General features: G+C 49.7%; 27 protein-coding genes. 15 read left to right on the forward strand and 12 right to left on the reverse strand.

Going from position 1 to position 25,962, the window contains the following annotated elements; all coding sequences use genetic code 11:
• Nucleotides 1-7 precede the first annotated feature (7 nt).
• The 3 genes from Q0499_RS02360 to Q0499_RS02370 all read right to left on the reverse strand — a co-directional run bounded on the left by Q0499_RS02360 (nt 8) and on the right by Q0499_RS02370 (nt 2,076).
• Nucleotides 8-616, reverse strand: coding sequence for a nucleoside deaminase (locus Q0499_RS02360; RefSeq protein ID WP_299195635.1), 609 nt, complete (start codon nt 614-616; stop codon nt 8-10).
• 25 nt (nt 617-641) lie between these two features.
• Entirely contained in the window at nt 642-1,712 is a 1,071-nt protein-coding gene (gene dinB / locus Q0499_RS02365; RefSeq protein WP_299195637.1) for a DNA polymerase IV, read from the reverse strand.
• A gap of 76 nt (nt 1,713-1,788) precedes the next feature.
• A complete protein-coding gene (locus Q0499_RS02370; protein WP_299195639.1) occupies nt 1,789-2,076 on the reverse strand; it encodes a helix-turn-helix domain-containing protein in 288 nt (95 codons plus the stop codon).
• A gap of 198 nt (nt 2,077-2,274) precedes the next feature.
• Between Q0499_RS02370 and Q0499_RS02375 the strand changes: the two genes are divergently transcribed.
• From Q0499_RS02375 to Q0499_RS02390, 4 genes are all read left to right on the forward strand, one after another.
• Nucleotides 2,275-2,463: a hypothetical protein gene (locus tag Q0499_RS02375; protein WP_299195641.1), complete on the forward strand. Its 189-nt coding sequence runs from the start codon at nt 2,275-2,277 to the stop codon at nt 2,461-2,463.
• A gap of 135 nt (nt 2,464-2,598) precedes the next feature.
• A complete protein-coding gene (locus Q0499_RS02380) occupies nt 2,599-4,314 on the forward strand; it encodes a lysophospholipid acyltransferase family protein (protein ID WP_299195643.1) in 1,716 nt (571 codons plus the stop codon).
• A gap of 122 nt (nt 4,315-4,436) precedes the next feature.
• Nucleotides 4,437-5,135: a VWA domain-containing protein gene (locus Q0499_RS02385; protein WP_299195645.1), complete on the forward strand. Its 699-nt coding sequence runs from the start codon at nt 4,437-4,439 to the stop codon at nt 5,133-5,135.
• Between the two features lie 12 nt (nt 5,136-5,147).
• Complete coding sequence (locus Q0499_RS02390) at nt 5,148-5,870, forward strand: DnaJ domain-containing protein (RefSeq protein WP_299195647.1); 723 nt, start codon at nt 5,148-5,150, stop codon at nt 5,868-5,870.
• On the opposite strand, the gene Q0499_RS02395 is transcribed toward Q0499_RS02390, so the two are convergent.
• Nucleotides 5,871-7,229 carry a hypothetical protein gene (locus Q0499_RS02395; protein WP_299195649.1) on the reverse strand — a complete coding sequence of 453 codons (1,359 nt, stop codon included), beginning with the start codon at nt 7,227-7,229 and terminating at the stop codon, nt 5,871-5,873. It abuts the gene before it with no gap.
• Between the two features lie 143 nt (nt 7,230-7,372).
• Here Q0499_RS02395 and Q0499_RS02400 point away from each other — a divergent pair, with 143 nt between their 5' ends.
• The 5 genes from Q0499_RS02400 to Q0499_RS02420 all read left to right on the forward strand — a co-directional run bounded on the left by Q0499_RS02400 (nt 7,373) and on the right by Q0499_RS02420 (nt 12,168).
• Nucleotides 7,373-8,257: a fumarylacetoacetate hydrolase family protein gene (locus Q0499_RS02400; RefSeq protein WP_299195651.1), complete on the forward strand. Its 885-nt coding sequence runs from the start codon at nt 7,373-7,375 to the stop codon at nt 8,255-8,257.
• Nucleotides 8,258-8,472: 215 nt separating this feature from the next.
• Nucleotides 8,473-8,838, forward strand: a complete 366-nt coding sequence (locus tag Q0499_RS02405) for a hypothetical protein (RefSeq protein WP_299195653.1) — start codon at nt 8,473-8,475, stop codon at nt 8,836-8,838.
• 40 nt (nt 8,839-8,878) lie between these two features.
• Nucleotides 8,879-10,300 (forward strand): HAMP domain-containing sensor histidine kinase, encoded by a 1,422-nt coding sequence (locus Q0499_RS02410; RefSeq protein ID WP_299195655.1) that lies wholly within the window; start codon nt 8,879-8,881, stop codon nt 10,298-10,300.
• Nucleotides 10,293-10,772 carry a hypothetical protein gene (locus Q0499_RS02415; protein ID WP_299195657.1) on the forward strand — a complete coding sequence of 160 codons (480 nt, stop codon included), beginning with the start codon at nt 10,293-10,295 and terminating at the stop codon, nt 10,770-10,772. The genes Q0499_RS02410 and Q0499_RS02415 overlap by 8 nt, the downstream gene beginning before the upstream one ends.
• A gap of 22 nt (nt 10,773-10,794) precedes the next feature.
• Nucleotides 10,795-12,168, forward strand: a complete 1,374-nt coding sequence (locus Q0499_RS02420) for a sigma 54-interacting transcriptional regulator (protein WP_299195659.1) — start codon at nt 10,795-10,797, stop codon at nt 12,166-12,168.
• A gap of 96 nt (nt 12,169-12,264) precedes the next feature.
• Here the strand turns inward: Q0499_RS02420 and ybaK are convergent, their stop codons facing one another.
• The 3 genes from ybaK to Q0499_RS02435 form a co-directional block, all read right to left on the reverse strand.
• Nucleotides 12,265-12,738, reverse strand: coding sequence for a Cys-tRNA(Pro) deacylase (ybaK, locus tag Q0499_RS02425; protein ID WP_299195662.1), 474 nt, complete (start codon nt 12,736-12,738; stop codon nt 12,265-12,267).
• Between the two features lie 8 nt (nt 12,739-12,746).
• On the reverse strand, nt 12,747-13,310 hold the full coding sequence (locus Q0499_RS02430) for a hypothetical protein (protein WP_299195664.1): 564 nt from the start codon (nt 13,308-13,310) through the stop codon (nt 12,747-12,749).
• 257 nt (nt 13,311-13,567) lie between these two features.
• Complete coding sequence (locus tag Q0499_RS02435) at nt 13,568-13,789, reverse strand: DUF3820 family protein (protein ID WP_299195665.1); 222 nt, start codon at nt 13,787-13,789, stop codon at nt 13,568-13,570.
• A gap of 170 nt (nt 13,790-13,959) precedes the next feature.
• On the opposite strand from Q0499_RS02435, the gene Q0499_RS02440 reads away from it, so the two are divergent.
• Entirely contained in the window at nt 13,960-14,802 is an 843-nt protein-coding gene (locus Q0499_RS02440) for an MOSC domain-containing protein (protein WP_299195667.1), read from the forward strand.
• A 13-nt stretch (nt 14,803-14,815) separates the two neighbouring features.
• Here Q0499_RS02440 and Q0499_RS02445 read toward each other — a convergent pair whose 3' ends face one another.
• Nucleotides 14,816-16,756 (reverse strand): GNAT family N-acetyltransferase, encoded by a 1,941-nt coding sequence (locus tag Q0499_RS02445; RefSeq protein ID WP_299195669.1) that lies wholly within the window; start codon nt 16,754-16,756, stop codon nt 14,816-14,818.
• A gap of 156 nt (nt 16,757-16,912) precedes the next feature.
• Here Q0499_RS02445 and Q0499_RS02450 point away from each other — a divergent pair, with 156 nt between their 5' ends.
• A complete protein-coding gene (locus tag Q0499_RS02450) occupies nt 16,913-18,334 on the forward strand; it encodes an FGGY family carbohydrate kinase (protein ID WP_299195671.1) in 1,422 nt (473 codons plus the stop codon).
• Nucleotides 18,335-18,447: 113 nt separating this feature from the next.
• Here Q0499_RS02450 and Q0499_RS02455 read toward each other — a convergent pair whose 3' ends face one another.
• A complete protein-coding gene (locus Q0499_RS02455; protein WP_299195673.1) occupies nt 18,448-19,410 on the reverse strand; it encodes a GGDEF domain-containing protein in 963 nt (320 codons plus the stop codon).
• 69 nt (nt 19,411-19,479) lie between these two features.
• Complete coding sequence (locus Q0499_RS02460; RefSeq protein WP_299195675.1) at nt 19,480-20,085, reverse strand: DUF924 family protein; 606 nt, start codon at nt 20,083-20,085, stop codon at nt 19,480-19,482.
• A 210-nt stretch (nt 20,086-20,295) separates the two neighbouring features.
• On the opposite strand from Q0499_RS02460, the gene Q0499_RS02465 reads away from it, so the two are divergent.
• Together Q0499_RS02465 and Q0499_RS02470 are read left to right on the forward strand one after the other, a co-directional pair.
• Nucleotides 20,296-21,090, forward strand: a complete 795-nt coding sequence (locus tag Q0499_RS02465) for a hypothetical protein (RefSeq protein WP_299195677.1) — start codon at nt 20,296-20,298, stop codon at nt 21,088-21,090.
• Between the two features lie 15 nt (nt 21,091-21,105).
• Nucleotides 21,106-21,723, forward strand: a complete 618-nt coding sequence (locus tag Q0499_RS02470; protein WP_299195679.1) for a glutathione S-transferase N-terminal domain-containing protein — start codon at nt 21,106-21,108, stop codon at nt 21,721-21,723.
• Nucleotides 21,724-21,785: 62 nt separating this feature from the next.
• On the opposite strand, the gene Q0499_RS02475 is transcribed toward Q0499_RS02470, so the two are convergent.
• Nucleotides 21,786-22,628, reverse strand: a complete 843-nt coding sequence (locus Q0499_RS02475) for a hypothetical protein (protein WP_299195681.1) — start codon at nt 22,626-22,628, stop codon at nt 21,786-21,788.
• Between the two features lie 335 nt (nt 22,629-22,963).
• Between Q0499_RS02475 and raiA the strand changes: the two genes are divergently transcribed.
• A complete protein-coding gene (gene raiA, locus Q0499_RS02480) occupies nt 22,964-23,311 on the forward strand; it encodes a ribosome-associated translation inhibitor RaiA (RefSeq protein ID WP_299195682.1) in 348 nt (115 codons plus the stop codon).
• Nucleotides 23,312-23,462: 151 nt separating this feature from the next.
• Here the strand turns inward: raiA and Q0499_RS02485 are convergent, their stop codons facing one another.
• Complete coding sequence (locus Q0499_RS02485; RefSeq protein ID WP_299195684.1) at nt 23,463-24,323, reverse strand: SH3 domain-containing protein; 861 nt, start codon at nt 24,321-24,323, stop codon at nt 23,463-23,465.
• A 295-nt stretch (nt 24,324-24,618) separates the two neighbouring features.
• Between Q0499_RS02485 and Q0499_RS02490 the strand changes: the two genes are divergently transcribed.
• Entirely contained in the window at nt 24,619-25,824 is a 1,206-nt protein-coding gene (locus tag Q0499_RS02490) for an HDOD domain-containing protein (RefSeq protein ID WP_299195686.1), read from the forward strand.
• Nucleotides 25,825-25,962: the final 138 nt, after the last annotated feature.

Genomic DNA, 25,962 nt, shown 5'->3' on the forward strand with positions numbered 1-25,962 from the left:
AACAGGGTCAGGGGCGGATCTGCTGTACCAGCTGAGCTCGCAGCGCGGTGAGATTAGCCACGCCAATATCAGTGGCAAGCTGCCTGACGGGTGCGGATACATGGGCGTGATAATGGTTTTGCAGTTGTGCCAGATTTGTCCAGGCTGGAGGCAGCTTGTCCACATGACGGAGCATGCCACCTTCCGGGTCGTTTGCGATATAGCGAACTGAGCCGATTCCAGACAACAACAGCCGCGCAGTACACATCGGGCAGGGTTCCAGCGTCACCAGCATCGTCAGTTGCTCTGGTGCATAGGGCAAAAAGCCCTCTTCCAGCTGATCGATCAGCAACATTTCGGCATGCGCCCGGCTACTGTAGGATACCGATCCTCTGGCGTAATCAACTTTGTTGTGAGTCACACAACTGAACACCCTGTTTTCGGACTGAGCAATCACCTCTCCCTGCGGATCGATCAGAATCGCCGCAACACCATAATTACCTTGCTCCAGGGCATCCAGCGCCAGTCGGCAAACATGCAGTCCGTGTAGATCGTCCTGATAATCCGAATCGGCTAAGCAGGCTTGTAGCCGCAGGTTAAGCGCCGCTGCAGTGGCTTGATCCAGGGTAGTCGTCATCTGCCACACCTCTCCGTCAGTTATGTTAATCAATCAGTTTCAGCTGTATCGCCGTTTGCAGATTCCGGGGTTTAAGCCGATACCCCATACCGATCAGACGCACGGTTTTCTTACCCCGGGACCAGGCCTCCCGACACAGATGTTCATACAGTGCCAGGGGACATTCCGCTGCACTCTGCTCTACCGTGGTCTGGGTAAAATCTGAGAACTTTAACTTAATCACTGCACCGGCGACCTCACGCTGCTCGTCATGTCGCTTGAAACGCAACTCCAGCTCAGCCAGTATGGCAGGTAACTGTTGCAAGCAACTGGAAAGATCGGGAAGGTCCGCAGAAAAAGTATGTTCTACGCTGATCGATTTACGTTCCCGACTGGTTCTCACCGGACGATCATCCTCGCCCCTGCTCAGCTCATACAGACGCTTGCCAAACCGGCCAAACCGATTCACCAGCTGCGCCATGCTTAACTGTCTCAGATCAGCACAGGTCTCTATCCCCATCTGCTGTAACTTAGCCGTGGTAACCTTGCCCACTCCGTGGATCTTTTTGACCGGCAGCTGCAAGACAAAGGCTTCCAACTGATCCGGGGTGATAACGCACAGCCCGTCCGGCTTATTCCAGTCACTGGCAATTTTAGCAATAAACTTATTCGGTGCGACGCCAGCAGAGATGGTAATACCCACGGTTTCTTTTACCCGTTGGCGGATCTCCTCCGCAATCAGCGTGGCACTTCCCCCTTTAATGGTGGCACCGGTGACATCAAGATAAGCTTCGTCCAGCGACAGTGGCTCAATCAGATCAGTATAATCGCGATAGATTTCCATGATAGCCGCTGACGCCTGGCGGTACTTCTCCATGCTGCCGGGAATCACGGTCAGGCCGGGACACAGTTTAAGCGCATGAGCGGTCGCCATGGCTGAGTGAATACCAAATTTTCGTGCTGGATAGTTGCAGGTAGAGATAACGCCGCGACGATCGGAGGAGCCTCCAATCGCCAGAGGAATATCCCTGAGCGCGGGATTATCCCGCATCTCGACTGCGGCAAAGAAGCAATCGCAGTCACAATGGATTATTTTTCGTTGAACTGTATCTGTCACTGCCAGGCCCGGATTAACGCGAAGTGAAGTTGCGTCGATACCTAAGCCTACTACTAAATACTGTACATATAAACAGTTAATTAAATTCCAGCGTACTCTTAACGTTATCTATATTCTGCTGCAACCAGTCAGGATTGATAGCACCCCACTGATCGATAACATAGTAACCGTCATTGTTTCGCCGGCCATCCTGTTTAAAATAGATGTTCACCCCCATTCCCGGAATCGCTTTGATGACATCCTGTATGGTACGTCGCGGCCAGCCTGTTTTTTCCATTAAAACAGGGACGCTGGGGCGTTCAACAGTGGTGATGAGATGAGATATAAAAAGCCGACGGGCAAATGTCGTGTTCAGATTGTCCATTATACGTCTATTCCCTTAGATCAACGTGAAGCTTAAAAATACAGCTGTCTAATCTAGAGGATTACGATACAAAACGTCAAGAAGGCAAGCGGAAAAACATCCACTCGATAACTGTCCTGCCTCAACTACAGGCCACTCTGTGCTCGAAAATTCCAAAAAGCCCTCTAAGCTTAAAAGTAGTTAATGAGGGATATCACGATGAAAACAGATCAGGCAAACACATCCCGAGAACATGGTCGGCTGATTAACGAGCGAAGATCGGGGCAGGATCGTCGTAAAGTGAAAGACCGGCGTGATGAAATTCGCTTCGAAAATTGTCGCCGGAAGAATCATGGCCGACGAATAGAGGACAGAGACTTCTGGAAGGAATCACTGGAGTTAAAATAGATCAGCTCCGCAAGCGAACAGATATTCCTGCCCCCTAAAAAGCGACTGTCACAAGATGGTCACTATTCTGCCAATCTGCTGTCATGTAAATCACATAAATTTCACATGTGAACATCATAGTAAAGGCCAGAAAAAGTGATCAACGTTGAACAGGTCATCACCGATAAGTACCCCTCTTTTGCCTCTAAGCCCTCGGTCATCCGAAAAACGGCTCTGTTTATGCTGCGCCGTTTGTTCCATGAACATGAGGTCAATGCGTTTCTTGAAGAAAATCATAATTGTCAGGGGTTTGAATTTATTGACCGGGTGCTGGACTACTTCAATTTCACCTATAGTCTGTCCAATAAAGACCTGATGAATATTCCCTCCAGTGGTCGGGTACTGATCATTGCTAACCATCCTCTCGGGGCCCTAGACGGCCTCGCGCTGCTGAAAATGATCGGCGAAATCCGTAAAGATGTACGTATCGTTGCCAACGATATGCTGTCCTCATTTTCACAGTTAAGTCCCCTGCTGCTTCCGGTAGACAACCTTAACCGGGCGACCCGCAAGCAGGACATTGCCAATATCAATAACGCACTGCATAACGAGGAAGCGGTGATTGTTTTCCCCGCAGGCGAAGTGTCGCGGGCCGGAGCAACGGGCATCAAAGACAGCAACTGGAATCAGGGCTTTCTGCACTTTGCCAAAAAAACCAACAGCCCTATCCTGCCTGTATTTATCGGCGGCAAGAACTCCTCCCTGTTCTATACCATCTCCGGCATCAATCGTGCCCTGGCGGCAGTGCTACTGCCAAGGGAGATGTTTAACAAACACTCCATGAACCTGAAGTTCAAAGTGGGTGAACCTATTCCCTACAGCCAGCTGGACAAACTGCCGGTATCAGGGCTGGAAAAGTGCAAGATGGTGCGTAAGCATCTCTACCGTCTGGCCAGAGGCAAGAGCCCGCTATTCAAAACGGAAAAAACCGTTGCTCATCCACAAGATCGTAAAGCGCTGAAAAAAGAGCTGAAACAGTCAGAACTGCTGGGGGAAACCGCTGACGGTAAGCGCATCTACCTGTTTGATTATCAGGCTGACTCAGCGGTGATGCGCGAAGTCGGACGACTGCGGGAAGTATCATTCCGCTGTGTCGGGGAAGGTACTGGCGAAAAGCTCGATCTGGATCGCTATGACTCTCACTATCGCCATCTGATTCTCTGGGACGAAGAGGAACTGGAGATCGTCGGCGCTTACCGTCTGGCAGAAGCCTGGAAGATGAATAATAGCGAAGATGATCAGCTATACAGCTCAACGCTGTTCAATTACAGCCCCTCGATGCAGCAGTTTTTCGAACAGGGAATCGAACTGGGGCGTAGTTTCGTGCAGCCAAAATACTGGGGTAAACGCAGCCTCGACTATCTCTGGTATGGCATTGGCGCTTATTTAAAACGTCACCCGGAAGTCCGCTATATGTTCGGTCCGGTCAGCCTGAGCAATAGCTACCCACAACACGCCAAGGATCTGTTGGTCTATTTTTACAGCCTGTATTTTCCCGATCAGGACGCGCTGGGCAAGTCTTTCACGCCATACTCGATTAAACCGGAAACGACGGCTGATCTGCAGAAATTATTCTGTGGCACAGATTACAAAGAGGACTTTAAAACCCTGAAGCAGCAGATGGACTTCCTCAACTGCGCCGTACCTACACTCTACAAACAGTATGCGGATGTCTGTGAAGAGGGTGGCGTGCGTTTCCTCGATTTTGGTGTCGATGCCGACTTTAACTTCTGTGTTGACGGCCTGGTTCTGGTTGATATGAACTACCTGAAAGAGAAAAAACGCGCACGTTACATTGGCGAATTGAACTAATTTTTACATTTCTGAGTATAACAAGAGGCGGCAATGCCTCTTTTTTTCTGCCAGACTTTCAAATGGAGTACACTATTACCGAGTCAAAATGTTCCACCAAAATTTGTCAGGTCTGAAGCTATATGAAAGAAAAACACGCCCTGAGTACAGTATCCAGTCATCAGGATATCGAAGAATTTCTGCAGCAGGCGCAGCAACTGGCGGCGCCTGTGCATGGTAACGCCCGGATGATCTTTGCTCTGGATGCGACCGCCAGCCGCGAAAGAACCTGGGATCACGCCTGCCACCTTCAAAGCGAAATGTTTCTGCAAACCCAGGAACTGGGTAAACTAGCGATCCAGCTCTGTCATTATGGCGGTTTAAGCAGTTTCAGCGCCAGCGGATGGCTACAGGACACCAACAGTCTGCTGAATCGCATGAACAGCGTTAAGTGTCTCGGCGGTCATACCCAGATCGCGCGCTTGCTGGAACATAGCCTGAAGCAGACCCGGCAGCAGCCGGTTCAGGCGATCATCTTTATCGGCGATTGTGTTGAAGAACCAGTTGACTTTCTCTGTCAACTGTCCGGTCAACTGGGTATTCACTCAACCCCACTGTTCATCTTTCAGGAGGGACGCGACATCACTGCTGCCCGGGCATTCAAACAGATGGCAAAACTTTCAGGGGGCGCATACTGTCGCTTTGATGACAGCAGCGCTGCAACGCTCAAGGCCTTGCTGAGCGCGGTCGCAGTGTATGCCACAGGCGGTCGTCGGGCCCTGCTTGAATACGCAAAAAAGGGAGACCCGGACATTCTGCAACTCACCCACCAGCTTAAATAACAAGGATCTCTCTTGAACCCTATTGTTCTTATTCTGCTCGGATTAGTCCTGCTGGGCTGGTTCCTCTGGTTACGCAGCAAACCACCAGCCGATCGGCGCAAGGCTAACTTCATGCTGCTAATCGGAGTCTGTGCCGCTGCACTTTTTTATCTGCTGGTCACCGGAAAACTAGGCTGGATTGGTGCATTGCTGGCAGTTTCACTGCCTTTTGCCCGCCGCCTTTTGCCCCTGTTACCCTTTATTGGAAAGCTGTTCAAACACTACCAAAGCAAACAACAAAGCAGCAGTAATACCTCTGAAGTTAATAGCCGTATTCTGAAAATGAGTCTGAATCATGAAACAAGTTCGCTGGAGGGGGAGGTACTGGAAGGCCCTCTGCAAGGGCGACAACTGGCGACACTCAGTGAATCCGAGTTTATCGAATTGCTGAACTACTGCCGCAAAAATGATGCTCAATCGGCCCGGCTACTCGAAACCTATCTGGATAAACGTTTTGGCGATAGCTGGCGTGAAGACGACAAGGCAGGCGATGGGATAAACAACCCAGCCCAGAATGTTTCAGACACAGACAGAGCATATCAGATTCTGGGACTGGAACCCGGCGCATCAAAAGAGCAGGTTATCGAAGCGCATCGGCGACTGATGCAAAAACTCCATCCTGACCGGGGCGGCAGCGACTACCTGGCAGCAGAGATTAATCAGGCGAAAGACCTTCTGCTAAACGAGCTTGGCTGATTACGGTTTATCTTTTGTCCCGGTGACTGTGCTGTTACCGGGGCCTACCTCGTTAACCATAATTTCATTCAGTAGTTCAGCATCGATATCAGCAGCCTGTACCTGAGAGTCCGGTAATACTGACTCCGACAGTGAGGACGAAACCGCCGATCTCTCAATCAAAGAAGATTCCACAACAGCAGCTCCAGGTAAAGTCTGTGTGGGTAACGGTAACTGTTCTGTAGGTTCATTTGCAGGTTTTGCTATCGCTAACACCTGTCCACCTTCCAGCCCGGAAGGTCGCCACAGCTTGAACGCAGCGCCTAAACTAACCAGATGTTCAGAGCCGGTCTGCAGAATCAGGCGACCATCCGGCTCGCGAAAGAACAACATCAGATATTCCCGTTGCACTACGTCACGCATACTAAAAATCAGCTTGCCCGATTGAAGCTGTTGCCAGCGACCTCGTTCCGTGACTGTCTTCCCCTGAGAATCCCGCGTCACTAGCTGCACCCGCTGATCGGCAGAAAGCTTAAACATCACCTGCGGCTTTCCTTCGGGCTGATACCAGTAAAAACCGTTAATTTCACTGTTAAGTGGCTGCCCTTTCCTCGCACACCCCGGGTATAGCTGACCATAGAAGCGCATCTCTGCAGTGAACGGCAACAGTGTACCGGTTACAGAATCGATGCAGCGCTTTTGTATAATTTTTATCTGTAAAGGTGTCTTCGAGGGTGTTTTCTCCCGATAAAAGGCAACCACTTTCAAATCGTTCGTTATGTCTGCAGCGTCAGTAACACTGCCACCCTGCGCAACCGTCTCAGGCTGAGAATTTCCACCCGCATCAGAATCTTGCTTCCCCTGCGGGTCGTTGGCAAACGCTGTTTCGTTAACCGTATAAAAACTATAACTGCCTGGAGGGTTAACACTTTTGACAAGAACCTGGCTGGTTCGAATATCCGCTACCCAGACAGGCTTACTGCTTGCAGCCCTGAACTCCAGCCCCTCGAGACTAAAATGACAGGTCTGCGCGGTACCGCCGACGGTATCGACCGTTTTTACCAGCAAGCGGTTACTCTGCGAAGCATCTACAGCCCCCTGTAACTCGACATAGAGCACCTCCCTGCTGAGAGCAGTAAACTTTTGATAGATCTCAGTGAGCTCCTGCTGCTCAGTTAAGTCCTGCACCGGCCACCAGAGCCGCTCATAGCAAGGCTGAAACCACAGACCGCCTTCGCCTTCAAGCAACACCCCGGAAAGTGACTGCACCTTAGCCGGTAACGGAAAATACTGAGGTTTATCAACAGCACACCCAGCCAGTGTCAGCATTATCATAAATGCTGACATGAAGATGGGCGTAAGAAGGACTTTTCGGGTCATCGGTCTGCGCAATCCCTTGATAAATAAACGTCCATTAGCATACTCTGCAACGGCTTCCTCTAAAAGTATCGGTCTGCCTGAATTATGACGATAAACTCTGATAAAATAACGGCCACTATTCAGGTCATCAGGAACAGCTGCGTATGAAGCTTGCACGGTTTACTCATTCAGGTAAAGAACAGTTGGGCATCGTTATTGATCAACAGATCATCCCCATACCCGGATCAGTATTTTCGGGTTCGATGGCTGAGCTTTTATGCCACTTGAACAGATTAAAACCGACACTGGAACAGCTAGCGCAAAGCGCTTCTGAGCCTCTCAGGCTGGATCAGACAACACTGCTGGCCCCTATCCCCCAGCCGGAAAAATTTATCGGTGTAGGCCTCAACTATGCTGATCATGTTGCCGAAACAGGATTAGAAACACCTGAGTTTCCTACCCTGTTCAACAAACAATCAAGCTGTGTTACCGGCCCTGATGCCCCCATCTACCGACCCAACATTTCTGACAAGCTGGACTACGAAGGCGAGCTCGCCCTGGTCATCGGCCAATATTGCCGCAACGTCAGCGTCGAGGACGCTCCGCAGGCAATTGCAGGGTACACCATTGTTAACGACGTATCCGTTCGCGACTGGCAGATCAAATCGCCCACCTGGACGCTGGGAAAATCATTCGATAGTCACGGCCCGATGGGCCCCTGGATCGTCACCGCTGACAGTATCGATCCACACAACCTCGAACTCAGAACCTGGGTCAACGATGAGCTTCGACAACACTCCAATACACGTCATCTGATCTTCGATTGCTATCAGCTGGTTGCGACCCTGTCATCGGTCTGCACCCTTAAACCCGGAGATGTGATCGCAACCGGCACCTGCAGCGGCGTAGGTGTTAAAATGAAGCCCAGAGGCTATATGAAACCCGGTGACCGCGTTACCATCGAAATCGAAGGTATTGGCCGCTTAAGCAACCCGGTTCTACAGGAACCCGAGTTAAATAGTTTCATTAGCCCACGCCCGCTGTCTTAAATTCATAACCATATAAGTCATTGTTTTTTAAGGGATACGCAATCTTTGGCCATTTACAAGTCTCTTTTAAGAGACAATAATCCAAAGTTAGTTCATACTATACCCGGTTATAGAGGAACCAAAACACAATAAGTACATTGTTTTAAAAGCAAATTCTCTATTACGGCCTGGTAATTGCTTATTAACGCTTAACTAGCAATTTCCGGGAGATAGAGATGCGCGTAGCAACTATACTATTGTCAATGACCTTCGCTGCAACACTGGTTCAGGCTGAACCCGAAAGATCATTGGAACGACTATCCAACATAGAAGTGATTGAACATATCCGTTCAGAACTTCCTAAAGATAAAACCCCTGTAAAGAGAACCCGCTCACTCTCAATGTTTGAGTCTCTTGACAGAAATCGTGACAATGAAGTCTCACTAACCGAGATGCGCCGTCATCCGTCATTGGTAAACAGTTTTCACAAACTGGATATCAATAACGACGGTGTTTTAAACCGGGATGAAATTCAGCCACTGCAGGAAGAGATCAAAGGGCTGCGGAATATTCTCACCCTCACGGCACTGAGAATTATCTGATTTCATACACTCGCTCAGGAAACGTTACGCGATAAACAACTTGAATACTGGAAAGGTCTCTTCGCTGCAAACACGATCATTGATGCAGTTGGTAGTACTGGCGTTTGTTTTAGTCGTTGCACCGCTGGGAATCCTCATCTATCAGGCTACTGACTCTATGGTGACATTGTCTCGCCAGGGGCGCGAGCACGCCAAAGAAGCACTTGATTTTTTTAGTCGCAGCCAGCATCTTCGTGAACTATCCGGCGACCTGGTGCGCTCTGCACGACAGTATGAAGTACTTCAAAAGACCGAGATAGAGGAGCGTTTTCGCTCCCAGCTTTCCGAGTATAAAGCGCTATTGCAGTTGCACAGTTTTCTGATCGACTCCGGTAATATTGGCGCCATTTTTACACTCATCGCTCAACTCGAAGAGCTACCTCTGGATAAAGCCGCCAGCGATAAAGTCAGCGAACTGGTGCCGCTGACACAAACACTGTATGACGACACCCGAAAAAAACTCGATCAGCGACTGGAGTTTCTAAACGCCAAAGCGGAAGAACAGCAGAATCTTCTCTGGTTGCAAGCGGGCCTTCTGATCGCCCTGTCGAGCATCCTGATTCTATTCTTCAGTATCCGCATAACTCAACCGGTAAAACAGCTAATGCTGCGCATAAAAGCATTAGGCCATGGCCAGCTGGACATGTCCGAACCCTTTACCGGACCGAAGGAATTTCTTGCGCTCAACCAGCAACTTGAGTGGCTGGAAACCCACCTACAGTTGCTTGAACAGGAAAAACAGGCCTTTTTACGGCATATGTCCCATGAATTAAAAACGCCTCTGACTACACTAAGAGAGGGTACAGATCTCCTCGCTGAGGAGCTTGCCGGGCCCCTGACCGACAATCAGAAAGAAATCATCACCCTGATGCAGGAAAACAGCCTGTCTTTGCAATCACTGATTGAACAGCTGCTTGATTACAACCGATTGCAGCATGGCGGAGAGCATGAACTACAAATGCAACCTATCCTGCCGGTTATCAGAGAATCTCTGGCCTCTCATCAGTTGTTACTCAAACAGAAACAGATCGAGGTAAAACTACCTAAGCAGGACACCCCCTGGGGAATCGATAAAGGGTTGTTGCAGCGAGCTCTGAGCAATCTGATCTCCAATGCTTCAGTGTACGGCAGTGAAAACGGACTTCTGAAGATAACCCTGGCGATACAGGACGAATCCCTGAAAATTGAGATTGGTAACACCGGACCTGAAATACCGGAATCCGATCTTGAGCAGTTATTTGATCCCTTCTACCAGGGCGTCAATAAGCGGCAGGGTTCTGTCAAAGGGTCCGGTATAGGCTTGAGCATTGCCCGGGAAGCAATAAGAGCGATGGGAGGTAACCTTGAACTAAGCAGTAATCAGGATGGATTTGTTAGTTTTATAATCAGTATACCGAATCAAGGACAGGCTACAGATGAGTAAAGCGCTGTTAGTAGTATTTACAGTTATCATCATCAGCGGCTGTCAGGTGAAGCAACTATTGCCAACACCGGACAACGGCTATTCTTGCATCCTTGGCGACATGGGTGAGTGGATGATGCTGGAACAGCAATATCAACAATCCCAGCCCAGTGATAAAGCCGCCATGCTGAAGCAGGCAGCAGAGAAGAACCAGATAATTATTCAGGCGATGTTACTCAGTCAGCCTGAAAATTCTACAGCCCAGTTAAAGAAGTCCATCGAGATGTTTGAGCAACTCGATCTGGATAAAACCCCTCAATGTGATGCAGAGCTATACCTGCTTGTTCGCTATCAATACACGCAAGCTGTTATGACGTTACAACGTGCTCTGAACACCGCTGACCTTGATCGCAAAGCGCTTTCCGCCGAACGGGATAAGCTCAGGCAGCAAATAGAAGCATTGACCCGCATTGAGAATGATCTGTCTCGTTAGAAAGGCAGAGAGGAGAATGAATATGAAAGCTACTCAACAACGCATCCTTATCGTTGATGATGACCCGGGTATCCTGAAAGTTCTTAGTTTACGCCTGAGTGCCTCTGGCTATAGCATCGATACCGCTAACTCAGGGGTTGAAGCCCTGAAGCGAATCAAACAGCAAACACCCGACCTTGTCCTTAGCGATTTGCGCATGGATGGTATGGATGGCATGGCACTGTTTGCCGCCATTCAGGAGGACCATCCGGCCCTGCCCGTGGTGATCATTACTGCTCATGGTTCGATTCCCGATGCCGTTGAAGCGACGCAGAAAGGTATTTTCGGCTTTCTGACTAAACCTATCGATAAAGAACAGCTGCTTAGTACTATAAACTCAGCGCTGGACTCTGCTCATGCCCAGGATGACAGCTGGCGCAGCGCCATTGTCACCCAGAGTCCGCTGATGAATGAGCGGCTCAATCAGGCAGAGCGAGTAGCCAAGTCTAATGTCAGCGTGCTGATCACCGGCCCCAGCGGTACCGGTAAAGAGCTGATGGCGAAAGCGATCCACAATGCCAGCGACCGACACGATAAACCGTTTGTGGCGATAAACTGCGGCGCGCTGCCAGAACAGTTACTGGAATCGGAACTGTTTGGCCATGCCAAAGGCGCCTTTACCGGGGCAGTCACGCAACATGAAGGCCTGTTTCAGTCCGCTAACGGCGGCACGCTGTTCCTCGACGAGATCGGTGATATGCCGACTACCTTGCAGGTTAAGCTGCTGCGTGCGATTCAGGAGCGTACTATTCGCCCGGTCGGTTCCACCCGCTCTATCGACATTGATGTCCGGGTAATCTCAGCGACCCATCGTAATCTTGAGCTGGCGATGGAAGATGGTGAGTTCCGCGAAGACCTTTACTACCGACTCAATGTGGTCAACCTGGATCTGCCACCGCTGCGTGATCGTCCGGAAGATATTCCCCTGCTGGCACGGTACTTTGTCGAACAGTCCGCCAGACGACACAATCCGAAGGTAAAAGGGATCTCTCCGGGAGCGCTGCATATCCTTGCTCAGGCAGCCTGGCCCGGTAACGTTCGCCAATTGGAAAACGTGGTCGAACAAACCGTCGCGCTATCGGGTTCACCGATAATCAGTGAAGGCCTGGTCAGTCAGGCGATTGCTAATCAGGATAGGGTTATCCCATCCTTTAATGAAGCCAGATCCAGCTTTGAGAGAAGCTATCTGACCAAGGTAATGCATATCACTGCAGGCAACGTCACTCAGGCAGCTAAGATTGCTCAACGTAACCGGACTGACTTCTACAAGCTGCTGAATAAGCACAATTTAGAAGCATCTCAGTTCAAACCCGGGCGCAAAGCCCATGAGTATATAGAACATAAAAAAGCCGGGTAAAACCCTGTCTGATTTAAAAAGGCCATCATTGATGGCCTTTTTTATAGAGAAATAAACGCTGCAATCTACCGATAACAGCGGCCTTGCAAAGATTTTCTAGCGGCCAATCCCGGCCATAGACCCATTGGTCAGCTGCAACAGATCAGCTGCACTTAACTCGATCTCCAGCCCCCGCTTCCCAGCACTGACAAAGATTGTCTCAAACTGCCCGGCGGAATCATCCACCAGGGTTGGCAAACGTTTCTTCTGTCCCAGAGGGCTGATCCCCCCCACCAGATAACCACTGCTACGCTGTGCCTGTTGCGGGTCAGCCATCGTCAGCTTCTTGGCTTTTAAAGCGCTGGCTGCCGCCTTAAGATTCAGCTGCCCTGATACCGGCACTACAGCGACTGCCAGTTGCCGATTATCACCATTAAGCGCAACCAGCAGGGTTTTAAAGACCCGCTCAGGGCTAACATTGAGGGCAGTGGCAGCTTCTTCACCATACGACTCACTAGCAGGATCATGGCTGTACTCATGCACGTCAAAGCGGATTTTCATTTTCTTGGCAAGTTGAATAGCCGGTGTCATTTCTGGCCTCACTCCATAACGCCGCTGGCATCCAGTATGTCAATCACATCAATAACAGTGGCATCACCTTCAAGCACTCTGATTATTTTATTACCGATGCGGCGATTTTCCTCACCCGCGACCCGCCCGATAGCCCTGTCCAGTTCATCCGGTAAACGTTCAGACTGACGGTAAAGATCGCGATCAAGCCGATCACCCGGAATGATTTTTTTCTCCCAGCCGGGAGGTAGATCTCCACCACGCTGCAGTTTCTTTTCTAACCCCTGAGGTATCGATTTCTGCTTATCTTTTTGCGCATTTTTTGGGTGATCTTTGCCTTTATCGCCCGGCTCATTTTGTTCACGCTGCTGATAGAAGTTGCGAATCCGATATCGTTCATCATCACTATACGTTCGGTGACGAACGGTGTTTTCATACTGATGCTGGCTTCTCTCTTCAACGGATCGCTCATGGTTCTGGCCGCCGCCGAACGCCCCTTGCGCCGAGTCCTCAGCTTTCTTTGCGGACACAGCAGGTGAAGCAGTCACAACACAAACGGTAAGCAGAACACTTAATAAAGAGGTTATACGCATATTGAAAATCTTCCTATCTATCGATATGGGTTATTTTCGAGTATTCAGAACTGATGTTAATCATCAATCCTATCCTGAATAAGATAAAGCGGATTATAGTTAACTGTAGCCTACCCGAGCACAGCCATAGGCATCATCACGGTAATAGTCGTATTTCTTTCAACCGCCAGACAGTTGTCAACGAATCCTGAGCTGATAACCAACAATGCCTACAATTTAACCGCAGCACCGGACTTAAACAAGCCACAGAGATCGTCTTAATAGGATGTCCTCAGAGGCCGAAGAACGTCCTCAAGACCATTAAGCTTAACCTCATAGAGAATCTGCAACAGGATACCGATCTCTCCCTCAGGAAATCCCTTGCCCGCAAACCACACCAGATAGGGTTCCGGCAGATCCACCAGCACCCAGCCCTTGTACTTACCAAAAGGCATTTTCATATTGGCCAGCTTTTGCAGCCTTTCCGGGGTTATTTCCATTCTTATCTCGTTGCCATCAGTTTATGCAGTGAACTGCTCAGGCCTGAACTATACAGTAAATAATTAAGCAAATAATTCCAATAGGACAGATCAAACGTTACGATTCAATCTATGCTTCATGCTGCCTTCCCCTAAACCCATAAGCTAATATAGAAAACAGAGAAACAGGGATGCTACCAAAACGTTCGCCAATACAGCTTAGCCAGATATCAGTCTACCCGATTAAATCGACTGCAGCGATTGACCTCAGTCGCAGCGCGGTTACCTCAATGGGTTTAGCCTTCGACCGACAATTTGTCCTCTGTGATGCCAACGGCAAATTTATTACCGCCCGAACCCGCCCTCAACTGCTGACGGTACACACAGCGCTACTGCACAATGGGATGATGATTTCAGCGAGAGATGCTGCGCCGCTGACACTTGTATATGCTGACTTCAGTAGCCGCTACGACAACATCAGCATATGGAAAGACAGTATCAGCGCGCTCTACTGTGGCGAACAGGCAGAACAATGGTTCAGTCAATATTTGCAACAGCCCTGTAAACTCTATTTTTTCGGCTCACAATCCAGCCGCCCGGTCAGTCACAAACCTGACAATCAGGTCGCCTTTGCCGATGGCTACCCACTGCTGCTGATCTCTGAAGCATCGCTTGCCGATCTCAACCAGCGCTGTAAAAGCACGGTACGAATGGAACAGATGCGGCCCAACCTGGTTGTTAAAAACTGCGATGCCTATGCTGAAGACAGCTGGAAACGGATTAAAATAGGCGAGGTGGAGTTTGAGGTGGTTAAACCCTGCGGCCGCTGTATTCTGACCACCACCGACCCACTGACGCTGCAACGAAACCCCGACCGGGAGCCGCTGAGCGTGTTAAAGCGCTATCGCAGAGGCCGTGATGGAGAAGCTCATTTCGGGCAGAATCTAATCCCGCTGAACCAGGGGATTATCAGCCTTAACGATCCGGTAGAGATACTGCAAACCGCTCAGCCCGAAACGTATCCCACTGAATAAAAGCCCCTGTCTGTTAACACTGCAGCACCGTGAGCAGCTCATGGCTGATCTCTGCACTCTCTGAATCGACTAATTGTTGCAGCTGTTGCCGGGCTTTTTCAGCGCCTTTTAACTGCAACCCAACGCCAGCAGTGGAAATCCCACGTAACATAACAGCAGCATGGGTTCCGCTGACTTTATCCCGGTTATGGCCGAGTCGTTGCAACTGTAAATCGAAGTGTTGCCAGAAGCGGCACAGATCAGCTGTTGCTCCGAAGCTGGTACCTAACCAGTCAATATCTGTACTGCCCTGCTCTACAGCCCGTAAAAGAGCACTGCCAATCCCCTGGCGCTGCAGTTTTGGATGAACCGCAATGCGCATCACCCGCAACCCCCTACATCGCGCCGCTTCAGGGATATGACAATGGGCCAGCAGTGTCTGTGGAATCAACTGTCCTTTGGGACGCCGGGAACCATCCGTAATCGCTTTAGCAAGCTCCGGGGCTATCGGCCCCTCATACGCCAGTAATGCTGTTGCAACCAGCAGTGATTCGCCCGCTTGTTCTATAAACCCGGCCCATACTTCAATATTAGGACTGTCCAGCAAAATACGCAGATCCCCGGGCGAAGTGCGGTAGTGAGCGAGAATCAGAAGACCAAATAGTTGCTTCATCATGGCGACATCGCCCACCAGCAGATCGCGATCCAGTTTTCTATAACTCACCGCTTTAGAATCCAGTGTCTCCGCCACCAGATCTGCAGGCTCAGCATCCAGCAATAAAGCCCGGTAGCTAAAACGTTCCAGAGGATCCCCTTCAGCCCAGCGCACAGGCTGCTGCATACGCAACAACGTCCGTTCAGGCACCTTGCGGTCGAGATGGGGCAGAAAACGCACCGCAAAGCCCTGTCCGGTCCCCTCATAGCCATGCAGGGTTGAAGCGAAGATAACCCGCGGGTACTCCAACAAACTTAACAGGACCGGAGCAGGAATCGCAGCAGCCTCATCAACGAGTAACAAATCGGCATCCGGGCACTGCTGCGACAACTGATCGGGCAACATAAATCGCAACCGGCTTTGCCCTAGTTGCCAGCAATCCTTGCCACAGACAAGTCGCTCAGCGGGCAACAAAGACTCCAACATCGATATAACAGCCTGCACAGCTCCCCGTGAGGGTGCGGTAAGGATGACCTCAAGGTTTTTGCCTGGTCTTTTGGCGGTTTGCGTGACAGTTCCGTGCTGTACTAAACCATTATTCATCAATGTAGCAGAGAGAATCCCCAACGCCGCACTTTTCCCCCGCCCCCGATCAGCGGTGAGCACGTGAACCATCCGCGGCTGATGCATACTACCAAGACAGCGGCTAACAACCCGTTGCTGATCTGCTGTTCTGAAAGGTACGGCAAGCGTTGTAATCTCCGCCTTATCGTGGAGATCCTGAAGCTGATTAGCAAATCCTGAAAGATCCGGACAGGGTTCATTCTCAGCGAAATGGACCAGTTCACAATCGGTAGCAATAACGTTCTGCAAGTGACGGACAAAGCGACGACCAACATCCGCTGTACTGAACGGCTCCACGGCGATGTGATGATACTCGGGGTCATCAAATGCCTGCCACTCTGATAGCGGAGGCGTTATAAGAACGAACAAGCCCCCGGCAATCAGGGTTCCAACAACCTGACCAAAACCGTTTGGGTTAAACCCGCTCCAGCAATCGAAGACGATAAAATCACTCTCCTGCCCCAGCAATTGATGGGCCTGCTTCGCACTGACCGGTTTAAGCAATACCGGAGGATCCAGACCTACACCGGGCTCACCGATCCAGAACACCCGAGCCTGCAGATCAATCAGATGGGTAATCTGTTGCTGACACCACTCCCGGCCTCCGCTCAGCACTACCAGCTGACGCCATCCTCTATGACGGGCAACCCTCAATAAAGTCTCAATATTTTCATCAACCGGGTGTATGCTGCTCACTGTTTTACCCTTAATTTCACCAGCATTGAATTTTACACGCTAGCTGTGTCAGGGTATAAGGAAATAGGGAGAAAACTGTATGGAGGCGATAGCATCAGCATGACAATACAACACAGACTTTTACGACACTGGCTTTTAAGAGCATGGGTATAACCGATGCGCTCTGACTTATGCCTTGTTATGGATCAGGGTAGCCATAGCTGTCGAGCGATGGTTTTTGACCGCTTCGGCAACTGCCTGAGCCGGGGACAAGTACAGGTAAAAAACCAGTATACGCCGCCCAACCGCGTTGAGCAGCAACCTCAGGCTGTACTCATTTCACTGAAGCGCGCTGCGCTCGAAGCGATTAGCAATCTGAAACGCGAAGACCGCTCCAACCTGAGAACAGCCGCCCTGATTACACAACGCTCCAGTGTGCTCTGCTGGGATGCGGATAACGGTCAACCGCTGACACCGGTGATCAGCGGGCAGGACCGGCGTGGACTCCATTACATCGATGAATTGATGCCCCTGGCAAGCATGGTTCGCCAACTGACAGGTCTATACCCCAATGCCCACCTGCCTGCGTCGAAGTTGCGCTGGTGTATGGAGCATATGGTGTTTAATACCGCCAAACATCGCGTTCGCGGCGGCCCTGTTGCAGGCTGGCTTATTAAACAGCTACTTCATGAGCACCCTAACCTGGTCGATGGTGTAACGGCTGCCAGAACCATGCTGTATTCACTCAAAGACCGCGACTGGCACCCGGAACTACTGGACCTGTTTCAGCTGCCGGACTCGCTGCTACCGAAAGTTCGTCCCAATAAATTCAACTTTGGCACCCTCAAACTACCAGGCTTTAACCTGCCCCTGAACTATGTCAGCAGTGACGAGGCCTGCGCCCTGTTTGCATTTGGTGAGCCGTCTCAGGACAACCTGTTTATCAACCTGGGCAGTGGCGGCTTTATGAACCGGGTCCTCACTGAACGGGGGCTGCATCCGCAGGAGCGTATTCTGCATCAACTGATTCTCTCAGGGAAACAACCCCTTTACAGTGCCGAAGCCACTATTAACGGAGCAGAGAGCGCGTTGGAATGGGCCTTTGATATCTGCCGCCCGGAAACGCGAAATATTGATAGATGGGCGGCTAAATGTGCTGATCCCCCCCTGTTTATGAATATGGTCGGCGGTGTCGGCTCACCCTTCTGGCAACCGCTGGACCGTTCCTGCTGGATAAACGACTGCGACGACCCCAGAGCACGAATGGTGGCAGTCATGGAGAGTATTATTTTCCTGATATGCCGTAATATCAAAGCGATGTCTTCACTCCCCCCGGCCAAACAGATCACCATTGCCGGAGGTATTAGCCAGTTAGACTCGCTTTGTCAGGGCGTTGCCGACCTGAGCGGCTTACCAGTGCTGCGTTATCAACAGAGCGACATCACCGCGCTCGGAGCCGCCTGGCAGACATTGCCCAACAGTGTGCGAAATATTTTGCCGGAAACAACCTTTAACCCCGAACCCAACCCGTCACTGGCAGAGCGCTATCAGTCATGGCTGGAAGCGTTTAACAAACATCTCAGTTCATTGAATGGATAACTCAGCAGGGTTCAAATGACCCAAGCACAGCACAGGTGCCTGTCTGCAAAAAAAGCCTGCGAAATGCAGGCTTCATTGTATCAATCTGGTTATATCAATCCAGCTGTATAAGTCTAGTTAGAAAAGGTTACCGGGATATCACGAGGGTCCTCTGTTCTGGCTCGCACCAGCCCGCCTCCATTTTGAACGGCTTCATTCAATGCGGCTTCCGTTTGCTGCAGAATGTTCTCAGCGGTCAGCTGCGCAGAGGGCTGCAGGGTACTGGTGCCAATGCTGACACTCAACGGATACCCAGCCACTTCGATATCATGCATATCGCGACAAAGACGATCTGCCAACACCGGTGACTGCTCATTGGTTGCCGGCAACACCATCGCAAAACGGCTGTTGCCTATCCGGGCGGCCATATCACCGGGGCGTGAAATAGCACCTTTCAGAACCTCAGCAACTAAACCCGCCTGTTGGTCAGCAAAATTTACAGGAAGTTGTTCAGCATCAACCTTATCAATTTCAATCAGCATCAATGTCAGAGGGCTAAATTCCCGCACTGCCCGGCGGCATTCGGTTGACAGCACCTGATTAAAATGTCGCCCATTCGCCAGCCCTGTGAGCTCATCAGTTAAGGTCACCGATGCGAGTTTTTCCTGGCTTTGTTTAAGTTCAAGTTCTTTATGTTCAAGCACTTTATGCAGCTGCCGGGCACGCACAGCCATACCCACCCCCATGCCGAGCATGACAAAGGTGAGCCCGCCCCCCATCAACGCGATAAACAGAGGCAGATAGGTGTGATGACTGGCAACAATAGGATCAGCCAGGCGATAAAACTCTTCTTCGGCCAGCTCCTTCTGTGGACCATACACTGACCAAAGGGTATCGATATCTTTTGCCTTACCCGCCAATTCATAATTAACATCGTCGACCCGGTGCTCAATCGCCAGTCGAATAGCCTGAACCGCGACCCGTTCTTCATAGGAACGGATGCCGATAAACAGAGCTGCAAAAACCAGAATTGAAACCACCAGAGTCACAATGGTCTGAATCCGTCCCCGGATTTCAGTCTGCCTGGTATCTATCACTTTCTCATTCCTTTAATCACACCCATGTTTCTGTTTAGTAAATACTTTTTTGTGGTTTGATGCAAATATCTACTGCCCATAACGTTTATGAGGCTGATTCAGGTAGGCCAACTCTTCCGGAGTCGATGAACGCCCCAGAATCTTATTGCGATAGGGAAACCGGCCAAAACGGACAATCAGATTTCGGTGCTCATGAGCAAAATCCAGCGCATTGTCGATATGGTGTCGGTGTTCCCGGGGAGTGGTACATAACATTCCCTCTATCTGGGCGACACACAGATTCTGTGCGCTAATATCTTCAGCATGCTCTAAGGGCATATAAAAAAACAACTTTTCACTGCCCTCAAGGGCGGTATCATGGCCGATATCAATACCTTCGCGGCACAATTGCTCGGCCCGGGCGTCACCGGAAAAAGCATCCGCAGATCCGCGGTAAATACTTCGGGTGAACTGATCTAAGAGGATGATCAGCGCCAGCCGTCCTCTCGGCTGCCCGGCCCAGTCATCCAACTGCCCCCAGATCGCCTGTCGAACCTGATGTCCAAACAACTCCCCGAGTTGTCGATCCATCGCCTCATCCCCAAACCACCAAAGCGACTTTCGATTGGTGACCGGAAACCCCTGCTCCAATGTTCCAAACCAGAATTGCAGGATCTCTTCAATATCCTCAGTCATAACAACACTCCGTTAAGCACAGCGAACAACTCACCTATTATAGAAGAGAAGCGCATACTACGCTGATGCTGTCGTTACTCTACCCACCACTGGGATCAAACAATTTAACTTTTATATAGATAAAATCTGTTTTAGTCTGAACCTTATGAAAATAAACCACTCTTTCTTAATAGTTGCAAAAGTCTGATCATCCTTTCTAACGGGGGAACAATGCGGAACTTTCTGATCTTAATCATAGTGGCTGTGGCTGGTGTTGCAGGTTATCTCTATCTCAACCAGACTCAGCCTGAGCAAACCCTCAACACTCCGAAGGTTGAACAGGACGAGCTGTCGAAAATAGCCGTGCAACGGCAAATCGATAAAGCACAGGCACAGCGTCATATCGAGAACTTAACCGCTGAGCCAGAACAGGCAATAGAGATCCATAAGGCAAACAACTTCGTCACCCAGGATCAGTTACTCAAACTACCCACTGACCTGGCGACAGCGATTGCGGCGACCGAAGCAGTAAACGACGGCAGTGCTACGACTTATGGTATCAATCTGGAAAAAATCGGCGGCTCAGTGCAGCCGCAGCACAAAGCAGTACCTGCCAGCCAGCTACCCCAAGCCGATCAGATAAGACTGAAAGAGTTGCTCAACAACCCGGACAATCCTGCTGGCACCCTATTCTATATTCATGGCGTCAGTAACTCTGACAATCAGGGTTTGTGGGGCATCATTCAGAGTGGTCTGATTGATACGTTTGCTAAGGGGATACAGTTGAAAGCCCAACTGATCAGTGCAGATATCCCTGAGCAGGCAGATGAACGACTGCCCAACAGCACCAGTTCCTTTCTGGGTTCTATACTGGACAAAAAAGTAAAAGATACCTACGTCTACAACTATCATAAAGGGATTCTCGGGCAAAACCCGAATATTATTACCCCCGGGCAGGAGCTGATTGTTGTCACTTTCAATCCGGATGAGCTGATAGAGATCTATAATCACTTCGCCCATCACTAAAGACAGGAGTCGGACATGATCGATCTTTATACCTGGGGAACACCCAACGGCCGAAAAGTATCTATTATGCTGGAAGCGACGGCACTCCCATACAGGGTTCATCCGATCAATATTCTGGCAGGGGATCAGTTTAAACCCGACTTCCTGGCCATTAGCCCGAACAATAAAATTCCGGCTATAACCGATCATGAAGGCCCTGGCGGCAAAGCGATCCAGCTATTCGAAAGTGGTGCAATACTGCTCTATCTGGCGGAAAAAACCGGCAATTTCATACCAACAGACTCGGTAAAAAGGCTGGAATGTCTGCAATGGCTCATGTGGCAGATTGGCGGTTTTGGCCCCATGCTCGGTCAGGCTCATCATTTCAATCGTTTTGCTAACGAAAAGATCCCCTATGCGATCAATCGCTATAGCGAAGAAAGCCAGCGCCTCTGGGGCGTGCTGAATAATCAGCTCGATGGCCATGCGTTTATTGTTGATCTTGATCTAAGTATCGCCGATTTTGCCATCTATCCCTGGGCCTGCCGCTATGAATGGCAGGAAATTGAACTCGAAGCGTTCCCCAATGTGAAAGGCTGGATGGAGCGGATGGCTAACATTGAGTTTGTTCAACGGGGTATGGCGGTACCTTAGGCAGGTTTCGCTGCTTAACACTAGAACCTTAACACTAACACTTTAACACTCGCTATAGCTCCTCAGCACTCCAGACCAAAGCGCCGCAGCTGACGGGGAAGCAACTCCTCAAGATTATTGAGGTCGTCCTCCTGTAGCTCAATAACATCGAGATTGTTCGATTGGTATAGCGCTTTCTTACGCATCTTATCGGCCAGGTAGGAAGGGTCATTTTCACTGCCCCAAAACTCAATATAGAGGCGTATCTGAGGCAGGTAAAAATCTGCCTTGGCTGACTCGTTTACCGGCAAGACTTTATCACAGGCGTGGATGATCCCCGCAAGATACAACCAGTTATCTATCTTTACCTCCGCCTCTGAACGCAGCAGATGGCCATCCATCGCACAGCAACCACTATGATGCTGAACCTCGGCAAGGTGGAGATTAAACTGCCTCAGCGTACGCTTGAACGACCGGTTTTCAGTCAGCGCTTTCGGCCATGACACATAGGGAATAGCGGTGTGCGGGTCCTCTTTCTGAATGCCGCCCTGAGCCAGACCGCTCTGCGTCAGCTGCCATCCTTTTAACCAGGGTTTTATCCAACCCAGCTCTGCCAATAGCTGGTTGATTCGCGCAGCCGCAAGACCTGTTTTTAAACCCAGCCCTTTAGCACCAGTGTACTGGTCTTCAGCATTCACCAGGGCGCGGTGCTCAGTAACACTCTCTGGCCAGACAATGTAACGCCCATAACGATCACTATCCCGATAGCTACCCTGCTCGAACTCGCCTTTGGCGGTCAGTTGCCACTGATCCTGCTCGCGCCTGATCCAGCCCAGCGCCTCCAGCTCGGTAAACATCTGCCGACTACTCTTACCCAGCGTTTTCGCCAGCACCGAAGTCGATATCTTGTTGCTCTCGTTGATCATTGCCCCTGCTCTACTTAAAAGCTGTTCTATTTAAACATTGTTCCACTTAATACCCGCTATCAACGATACTGTGGTAATTCTCGCCAGGGGTCAAAGGATTTTCGCCGCTCACTCAGGCTAAAAATATTTATTAAATCATTTATCAAATGACCAGAACTTATAGCCTAACTCATATACTAACTGTCTGAAGATAAGCCTTTTGTACGGGTCTGAACAGACGTAAATCCTGTCACACAAAATGGTTATTTTTTTATGACAGAATCGCTTGCAATAAAATCTGAAAAGGGCATTCTGTAAGTGTGACATCAAGCATAGTTTGCAGTAAGGGTTACATCATGAACATCAATATCACTAATAGAAATGACAAAGTTTCTCCTGCACTACGAGAAAAAATTGAAGCCTGGTTAGAGGAGAGTCAAAGACGCTACAACGTTATCACCAGTGCCCAGGTCACTATTGAAAAGAGCAATGGTAAAGAGGAGGTTGTTGAGGCCACCGTACACGCTACCGGTAAAGATCTGTTTGCTAAAGCCACTGATGAAAATCTGTTTGCTGCACTGGATTCCCTGGCTCACAAAATTGACAAGCAGCTGGCAAAAATACGTGATATTCAAACCAACAAAAAAGGTGCAGGCGTCCCGGTGATGGCTGAACCTGAAGAAGAGATCGCCGAAAAGGAATAATCTCTACTCCAACAAAAAAAGGCTGAACACTGTTCAGCCTTTTTTTTGTCATTTTTTTTGCCTATAGTCCTCTGCATTAGCACGTTTAGATCAACCGCCGGATAGCAAAACGCACAGACAGTAATCACTTGTTATCAGACAGCTGACCCGGCTATTTAACCGGGTCAATAAAGCGTTGTGAAATCCAGCCAGATACCGGCGTTCCACTTTGCTCAAAGCGTATATTCATCCAGCCCTTCTGACTATCCATCACCTTAACCTGCTGTGGCGAACTCACCTTACCCAGCACCCGATAACCGGCTCCGGGGCCTGAGCGAAAGTTTACGTTCACACCACTGATTCTGTACTGACCTGAAGGGGATGCTGCTTCAGAAGCCTCTACTTGAGAAGCCGCTACCTGAGAGGTCTCTGTTTTAGAGGTGCCCACTTGTGACTGCGGCGCTACAGATCTCAGGAAACGTCCGGCGGTCCAGGCTTCTGTCTCGTTACCGGCCCCATCACGAAAACCGACTTTGACCCAGTCACCCTCGCGCTTCAACTCGGTCACCTGCTGATCACGACTAAGACTGCCAACTACAGCATAGTTCCCACCCGGCCCTTGCCGTAACCGAAGGCTATCCACAACAACAGTATGAGTATGCCCAGCAATCTTCGGACTACTTACCCCTTGCTGCTGGGCGGTGAGACTGTCACTTAGCATCCAGCCTTTCTGGGGCTGCTTATCCGGTGAGAGAAAGAACACCCTTGACCAGGCACCTTTTTTATCGATCTCGAGTAATACATTGCCCTGACTCAAACGGGTCAACAATTCACTACTGCCTGGCGCTGAGTAGACCTCTGCATCACGGTTTACCACAAAATAATCAAATGCCAGCGCAGTGGTTGAAAATAAGCTCAGTAATACCAGAGATACTGGCTTTAAAATTCGGAGCTTTGATAATAGCCGCCCTCTAAGCCCGGGCTTTGAAAATACGTGTTTAAGCGATAGATGTTTGATAATAGTTACCTTCACGTCATTCAGTCCTTCGAAATTAACTGCACGGAGCCAATCATAACAACTGTTTCAACTGCGGCAAACGGAAACAGCTAAGTAAAACCGCGGCAGCGGTCAGTTAGGTTAGAATTTACCACTTCATCGTTGCCGATAACGTTCATCCTGGAAACCACCCTATAACAGGCGTTAACACAACCCAATCTGGTGACAGATAAAAATTCAGATATCTATTAAGCGGCTATAATAGAACTTAACAAGACCTACTTCACAGCAAAACAGTGCTGTTTGACACGCCCACTTTTAGGAGTCATCGATGGCGCAGGATATACTCATGGCCCGCCAGCCAATTTTCGATGCTAAACTCAATGTTGTTGCTTATGAGTTACTTTACAGGGACAAAAACGCACAGGCATATAGCCCGGTTACTGATGGAAACAGCGCCACCTCTCAGGTTCTTCTGAACAATTACACCAGTATCTGCGAAGCAGGTACACTGACAACACTTCCTGCCTTTATCAACTTAACCAAAGAGATGCTCGAATCAGATCGTATTCCGGAGATCTCCCGAAAGCATATCGTGCTTGAAATCCTTGAAGGAATGGAAGTTGATGACAACCTGATCTCAGGCATTCAACGTTATATTGATGCTGGCTACCGTATGGCGCTGGATGATTTTATCTACAGCCCTGAATATGATCCGATCCTGCAGATGGTTCATATCGTTAAGCTCGACCTGCTTCAACTGAGCGATGATGAATTAGTGCGGCATACCGAGCTTCTCAAACCCTTTAAGGTCACCCTTCTGGCGGAAAAAATTGAGACCCTTGCCGAATTCGATCGCTGTAAAGAGCTCGGATTTAAACTCTTTCAGGGATATTTTCTATGCAAGCCGCAGGTCATTGCAGGCCGAAAACTGAGCTCCAGCGAAATAGTCATGATCGAGCTAATGTCACTATTAGCCGACCCCGACGTGACAACAGCTGCCATCGAGCAGGTCGTTAAGCGCGACCCGCAACTGGCCTATAAGATTCTTCGAATTGTAAATTCCCCGCTGTTTAACCTGATCAGAAAAATTGAGAATCTTGGGGAGGCCGTTGTCATACTCGGCATCACCGAGCTCAAACGCTGGTGCGCGCTGATCGCATTTTCCGGCGAAATGGGAAAGCCGGACGAACTCACCCGACACACACTTATCCGCGCCCGAATGTGTGAACTGATGGCAGCAACTCATGCAGGGCTGTCTGAATCCAGCGCCTTCATGATGGGCATATTTGCAGGCCTTGATGCTCTGTTGGATACGCCAAAGGAAGATATTCTTAAACAGGTTGTCCTTAGTGACGCGCTTGTGGCGGCGATTCAATTCGGTGATGGTGACTATGGTGAACTACTGACCACCGTTGACAATTATATTATGGGAGAATGGAACTTTCTTCCCGAAAGCTACCCTGCACAGGTACTCAACCAGGCCTATCAGGACAGTATCTGCTGGGTTCGTGATACATTGCTGAAGATAGCATAATCCTGTTCCAAACGAAGTAAAGCTATCCATTTAAACATTCAAGAAGCAAAAGTTACCCTAGGGAACCTGCGATTAAGTTACCAAATGCGTTCTAACTTCGTTGTTTTGTCTTAAATCCCGAAAAAGAAGCAGCAAACC

It is taken from the genome of uncultured Amphritea sp. (assembly GCF_937127095.1).
In the GTDB taxonomy this organism is placed as follows: domain Bacteria; phylum Pseudomonadota; class Gammaproteobacteria; order Pseudomonadales; family Balneatricaceae; genus Amphritea.

Excerpts from the sequence above, each read along its gene's own strand:
- Q0499_RS02370 (WP_299195639.1), bottom strand. The coding sequence starts at position 2,076 with ATGGACAATCTGAACACGACATTTGCCCGTCGGCTTTTTATATCTCAT.
- Q0499_RS02435 (WP_299195665.1), bottom strand. The coding sequence starts at position 13,789 with ATGGAAATAACCCCGGAAAGGCTGCAAAAGCTGGCCAATATGAAAATG.
- Q0499_RS02360 (WP_299195635.1), bottom strand. The coding sequence starts at position 616 with ATGACGACTACCCTGGATCAAGCCACTGCAGCGGCGCTTAACCTGCGG.
- Q0499_RS02415 (WP_299195657.1), top strand. The coding sequence starts at position 10,293 with ATGAGTAAAGCGCTGTTAGTAGTATTTACAGTTATCATCATCAGCGGC.
- Q0499_RS02375 (WP_299195641.1), top strand. The coding sequence starts at position 2,275 with ATGAAAACAGATCAGGCAAACACATCCCGAGAACATGGTCGGCTGATT.
- Q0499_RS02460 (WP_299195675.1), bottom strand. The coding sequence starts at position 20,085 with ATGACTGAGGATATTGAAGAGATCCTGCAATTCTGGTTTGGAACATTG.
- Q0499_RS02470 (WP_299195679.1), top strand. The coding sequence starts at position 21,106 with ATGATCGATCTTTATACCTGGGGAACACCCAACGGCCGAAAAGTATCT.
- Q0499_RS02395 (WP_299195649.1), bottom strand. The coding sequence starts at position 7,229 with ATGACCCGAAAAGTCCTTCTTACGCCCATCTTCATGTCAGCATTTATG.
- Q0499_RS02465 (WP_299195677.1), top strand. The coding sequence starts at position 20,296 with ATGCGGAACTTTCTGATCTTAATCATAGTGGCTGTGGCTGGTGTTGCA.
- Q0499_RS02490 (WP_299195686.1), top strand. The coding sequence starts at position 24,619 with ATGGCGCAGGATATACTCATGGCCCGCCAGCCAATTTTCGATGCTAAA.
- Q0499_RS02440 (WP_299195667.1), top strand. The coding sequence starts at position 13,960 with ATGCTACCAAAACGTTCGCCAATACAGCTTAGCCAGATATCAGTCTAC.
- Q0499_RS02450 (WP_299195671.1), top strand. The coding sequence starts at position 16,913 with ATGCGCTCTGACTTATGCCTTGTTATGGATCAGGGTAGCCATAGCTGT.
- Q0499_RS02420 (WP_299195659.1), top strand. The coding sequence starts at position 10,795 with ATGAAAGCTACTCAACAACGCATCCTTATCGTTGATGATGACCCGGGT.
- Q0499_RS02400 (WP_299195651.1), top strand. The coding sequence starts at position 7,373 with ATGAAGCTTGCACGGTTTACTCATTCAGGTAAAGAACAGTTGGGCATC.
- raiA (WP_299195682.1), top strand. The coding sequence starts at position 22,964 with ATGAACATCAATATCACTAATAGAAATGACAAAGTTTCTCCTGCACTA.
- Q0499_RS02405 (WP_299195653.1), top strand. The coding sequence starts at position 8,473 with ATGCGCGTAGCAACTATACTATTGTCAATGACCTTCGCTGCAACACTG.
- Q0499_RS02475 (WP_299195681.1), bottom strand. The coding sequence starts at position 22,628 with ATGATCAACGAGAGCAACAAGATATCGACTTCGGTGCTGGCGAAAACG.
- Q0499_RS02385 (WP_299195645.1), top strand. The coding sequence starts at position 4,437 with ATGAAAGAAAAACACGCCCTGAGTACAGTATCCAGTCATCAGGATATC.
- ybaK (WP_299195662.1), bottom strand. The coding sequence starts at position 12,738 with ATGACACCGGCTATTCAACTTGCCAAGAAAATGAAAATCCGCTTTGAC.
- Q0499_RS02430 (WP_299195664.1), bottom strand. The coding sequence starts at position 13,310 with ATGCGTATAACCTCTTTATTAAGTGTTCTGCTTACCGTTTGTGTTGTG.